4 protein-coding genes and 1 tRNA gene are annotated in these 4,056 nt (G+C 71.4%); all 5 read right to left on the bottom strand.

Annotated features, from left to right (window positions below; all coding sequences use genetic code 11):
* Positions 1 to 19: 19 nt before the first annotated feature.
* Positions 20 to 95: transfer RNA gene (locus tag ACWGIG_RS37505), tRNA-Gly, on the bottom strand.
* 23 nt (positions 96 to 118) lie between these two features.
* A complete protein-coding gene (locus tag ACWGIG_RS37500; RefSeq protein WP_453326199.1) occupies positions 119 to 730 on the bottom strand; it encodes a response regulator in 612 nt (203 codons plus the stop codon).
* On the bottom strand, positions 727 to 2,013 hold the full coding sequence (locus ACWGIG_RS37495) for a sensor histidine kinase (RefSeq protein WP_453326198.1): 1,287 nt from the start codon (positions 2,011 to 2,013) through the stop codon (positions 727 to 729). Before ACWGIG_RS37495 ends, ACWGIG_RS37500 begins: the two co-directional genes overlap by 4 nt.
* 85 nt (positions 2,014 to 2,098) lie before the next feature.
* Positions 2,099 to 2,917, bottom strand: coding sequence for an ABC transporter permease (locus ACWGIG_RS37490; protein ID WP_453326197.1), 819 nt, complete (start codon positions 2,915 to 2,917; stop codon positions 2,099 to 2,101).
* Entirely contained in the window at positions 2,914 to 3,900 is a 987-nt protein-coding gene (locus ACWGIG_RS37485) for an ABC transporter ATP-binding protein (protein WP_453326196.1), read from the bottom strand. The genes ACWGIG_RS37490 and ACWGIG_RS37485 overlap by 4 nt, the downstream gene beginning before the upstream one ends.
* Positions 3,901 to 4,056 lie beyond the last annotated feature (156 nt).

Raw genomic sequence — 4,056 nt, 5'->3', positions numbered from 1 at the left:
GACCGGGGCCTTCTTCATGTGGAGCGGACGACCAGGTTCGAACTGGCGACCTCAACCTTGGCAAGGTTGCGCTCTACCAACTGAGCTACGTCCGCGTTGCGCCGTGGCGCGAGGCCAACTATACCCAACCCCGCTCCCGTGCGAGACGCACTGCCGCATGCCGGTTCTCCGCCCCCAGCTTCGAGACGGCCGACGACAGGTAGTTCCGTACGGTTCCCTGGCTCAGCGCGGCCCGCTCGGCGATCTCCGCGACGGGTGCCCCGTGCGCCGCGAGCTCCAGCACCTCGGCCTCGCGGACGGTCAGCGGCGAGTCTCCGGCCGCGATCGCGTCGGCCGCCAACTCCGGGTCCACATAACGGTTTCCGGCTTGTACGGTACGGATGATCTCGGCCAGCCGCTGGGCGCTGACGGTCTTCGGCACGAAGCCGCGCACGCCCACGGCGAGCGCCCTTTTCAGGTGTCCCGGCAGCCCGTGACTGGTCACGATCATGGTCCGGCAGTCCGGCAGTTCGGTCCGCAGCGATGTGGCCACCGCCACACCGTCGAGACCGGGCATCTGGAGGTCGAGCACCGCCACGTCGGGCCGGTGCTGGAGCGCCATGGCGAGCGCCTCGGGCCCGGTGGCCGCCTCGGCCACCACCTCCAGGTCGTCCTCCAGCGCGAGCAGTGCGGCCAGCGCCCCCCGGATGAGGTGCTCGTCGTCGGCGAGCAGGACGCGTACGGCGCTCACACGACACCTGCTGATTCCGGGCTCATGTGTCCCACCTTCTTCTCCGTGCGTGTGGCTGCCCCCTCGGGCAGGGTCAGCGGGACCTCGGCCGTCACCCGGAACGTGCCCTCCTCGGTCGCTCCCGCGACCAGCGTGCCGCCCACGGCGGCCAGCCGCTCGCGCAGTCCGGCCAGGCCGGAACCGGACGGCCCGACGGCGCTTTCCGCCGCCGTCCCGTCGTTCTCGACGACGAGCAGCGCACGGACCCCGTCCGAGGTCAGACGCAGGGTGCAGCTCTTCGGGTTGCCGTGCCGCAGGACGTTGGTGGTCGTCTCGCGGACGACCCAGCCGAGCGCCGACTGGAGCCCGGCGGGCAGGTCCGTACCGAGGCCGTCCTCCACCAGGCAGCTGATTCCGGCGGCGGCCAGCACCCCGCGAGCGCCCTCGATCTCGTTGCGCAGGTCGGCCTCCCGGTAGCCGCGTACGACCTCGCGCACCTCGCGCTGCGACTCCTGCGCGATCCGCTGCACCTCGGCCATCTGCTCGGCGGCCTCGGGCCTGCCGCGCCGGGCGAGCTGGACGGCCAGCTCGCTCTTGAGCGCGATGACGGCGAGGTTGCGGCCCATCACGTCGTGCAGGTCCCGGCCGAAGCGGAGCCGCTCCTCGGCGACCGCGAGACGGGCCTGGGCGTCCCGGGCCCGGTCGAGTTCCCAGACCATCGCGATGAACCAGACCGACGAGCGGTAGGCCACCAGGCCGAACGCGCCCAGGAGGAGGATCGAGAGCGCACTGCCGACGGCGAGTTCGAGACGGTGCGTCGCGACCCCCGCGGCGGTGGCCACCAGGACGGCGGCCACGAACGTCCACAGGACGAGCCGTCGGACGGTCGACATGGCGTAGACGGACATCATCGTGGGGAACAGTCCGTACCAGAGGAGGACGATCAGACCGGAGCCGTCGTCGTTCCGGGCGTTGAGCCCGCCGGTGGCCTGGAGGATCACGGCCAGGGCCACGACGACCCCGCCCAGCACCAGGGAGACCGTGGTGGTCCGCCAGGGGGCCGGTGCGCCGTGCAGCCGGTGGGCGAAGCCGCGGGAGAGCGCGTGCATCGAGAGCGCGCACTGCACCAGGACCACCGCCAGCAGCCCCTGGGCCAGTGCGACGGGCCCGCTCTCCCGCACCAGGTCCGAGGGGAGCGGGAGCATGACGCCGAGACTGATGAACCACGGCAGTACGTACAGCGTGACGCGCATGTACAGATCCAGCTTCGCGGCCCGGCTGCGCCTGCGCCAGAAACCCTTCATCCCCGTCTCGCTTCCTCGACCCCCGCCCCGCGTCCCGAGGGACGTCCTCGGGAACACGGGGGAGGGTCTTCGCAGGTCGTCGGCCCTATCGCCGCGGCTCCCAGCGGAACCGCTTCTTGACCGTGAACACCGACAGTACGATCCAGGCCGCCGCGACGGCCACGGAGCCCAGCGCCCCGGCCCCGCTCAGGCTGCCGGTCCAGCCGCCCCGCATCAGTTCCACCACCGGGGAGAGCGGCAGCAGTTCACAGACCCGGGCGGCGGCGTCCGGGAGGACCTCCAGCGGGAAGAAGAGCCCGGAGCCGAACATCGAGACCAGCATGACGGGAGCGATGGTGAGCTGCGAGCCCTCCACGGACTTCGTGAAGGCCGCCGTCGCCGCCGCGAGGAGCGCCGCGAGCACGATTCCGATCAGGATGCCGCCCGCCACGAACAGCACGTTGGACGGCATCTCCACGTCCAGCAGCAGGGCCCCCGCCACCAGCAGCACCAGGCACTGCACCAGCCCGGCCACGAGCGCGGCGATGGACGTGCCCGCCAGGATCTCCACGTCGCCGGGCTCCCCGGTGCGCAGCCGCTTGAGCACCAGCTCCTCGCGGCGGGTGACGTAGGTGCCGACCAGCGTGGTGTAGATGCTGAAGATCAGTACGTACGCCACCGCCGTCGGGATCAGCATCGTGCCGAGCGAAAGACCCATCTTCTCCAGGTCCATGCCCTTGGCGACCGACAGGGCCGAGAGGGTCAGGGCGAGCGGCATGATCAGCAGCATCACCAGACCGGCCTTGTGCCGCCCCAGCAGGGTGAGTTCGGCCCGGGCGAGGGCCTTCATCCGGCCGGCGGCCGTGGTGCGCGGTCCGGCCGTCGTCGCGTGTCCCGCGTCTGCGTGCGTCAGCGTGCCGCTCATCGCGCCGCCACCTCTTCCCTCGTCGTCTTCGCCGCGGCCGTAGCGGTGGCCGTCGATTCCTTCGCCTCCCGTGCGATGTGCAGGAAGGCCTCCTCCAGGGACGCGGACCGCACGTCGAGGCCGCGCAGCTCCACGCCGGCCGTCTCCGCCCAGACCAGCAGCCCGGTGGCCGCCCGCTGAAGGGTGGGAGTGGTCAACTGGACGGTGTTGCCGGTCAGTCGGTGCTCGGTGACGCCCAGCCGGCCCAGCGGCGGCAGGTCCCCCATGTGGTACCCGGCCGGCAGCTCGAAGCTGATCCGGGAGGGATGTGCGGCGACCACCTCGTCCACCCGCCCCTCGGCGGCGATCCGGCCCTCGTGCATGATCGCCAGCCGGTCGGCCAGCTCCTCGGCCTCTTCGAGGTAGTGCGTCGTCAGCAGTACGGTCGTGCCCTGCTCGCGCAGCTCGCGCACCAACTCCCAGGTCTCGCGCCGCCCTTCGGCGTCGAGGCCGGTCGTCGGCTCGTCGAGGAAGAGGATCTCCGGTCGGCCGAGCACCGCCATCGCCAGGTCGAGCCGCCGCCGTTCACCGCCGGACAGCTGGATGACCCGTACGGAATGACGCTTGCCGAGACCCACCAGCTCCAGGGCCTCGCCGACCGGCCGCGCACCGCTCGTGCAGCCCGCCCACATCCGGGCGGTCTCCAGCACCGTCAACTGCGAGGGGAATCCGCCCTCTTGGAGCATCACGCCGACCCGGGGGCGCACCTTCGCCCGCTCCCTGTGCGGATTGTGTCCCAGGACCCGGACAGAACCACCGCTCGGCGGGGCCAGGCCCTCCAGCAGTTCCAGTGTGGAGGTCTTGCCCGCGCCGTTCGTTCCGAGGAGCGCGAAGAGTTCGCCGCGCGCCACGGAGAAGGAGACGGAACGGACGGCCTCGAATCCCCCGGCGTACGTCCGCCGGAGCCCTTCGACGTCGATCACAAGCTCTGCGTGGGTGGTCATGTCCCAAGGCTCCCGCCGGCCGGGGGCCGACGGCAGTGCGCGCTGTCACCGCTCCCGATGACAAATGTCATGACCACGGGGGACGACGAAGAAGGCCCCGGTCGAGGTGACCGGGGCCTTCTTCATGTGGAGCGGACGACCAGGTTCGAACTGGCG

The organism is Streptomyces sp. NPDC054863, from assembly GCF_053610825.1.
Note: the sequence above shows the minus strand (reverse complement) of the source record. Positions and strands in the feature narration are given on the sequence as shown.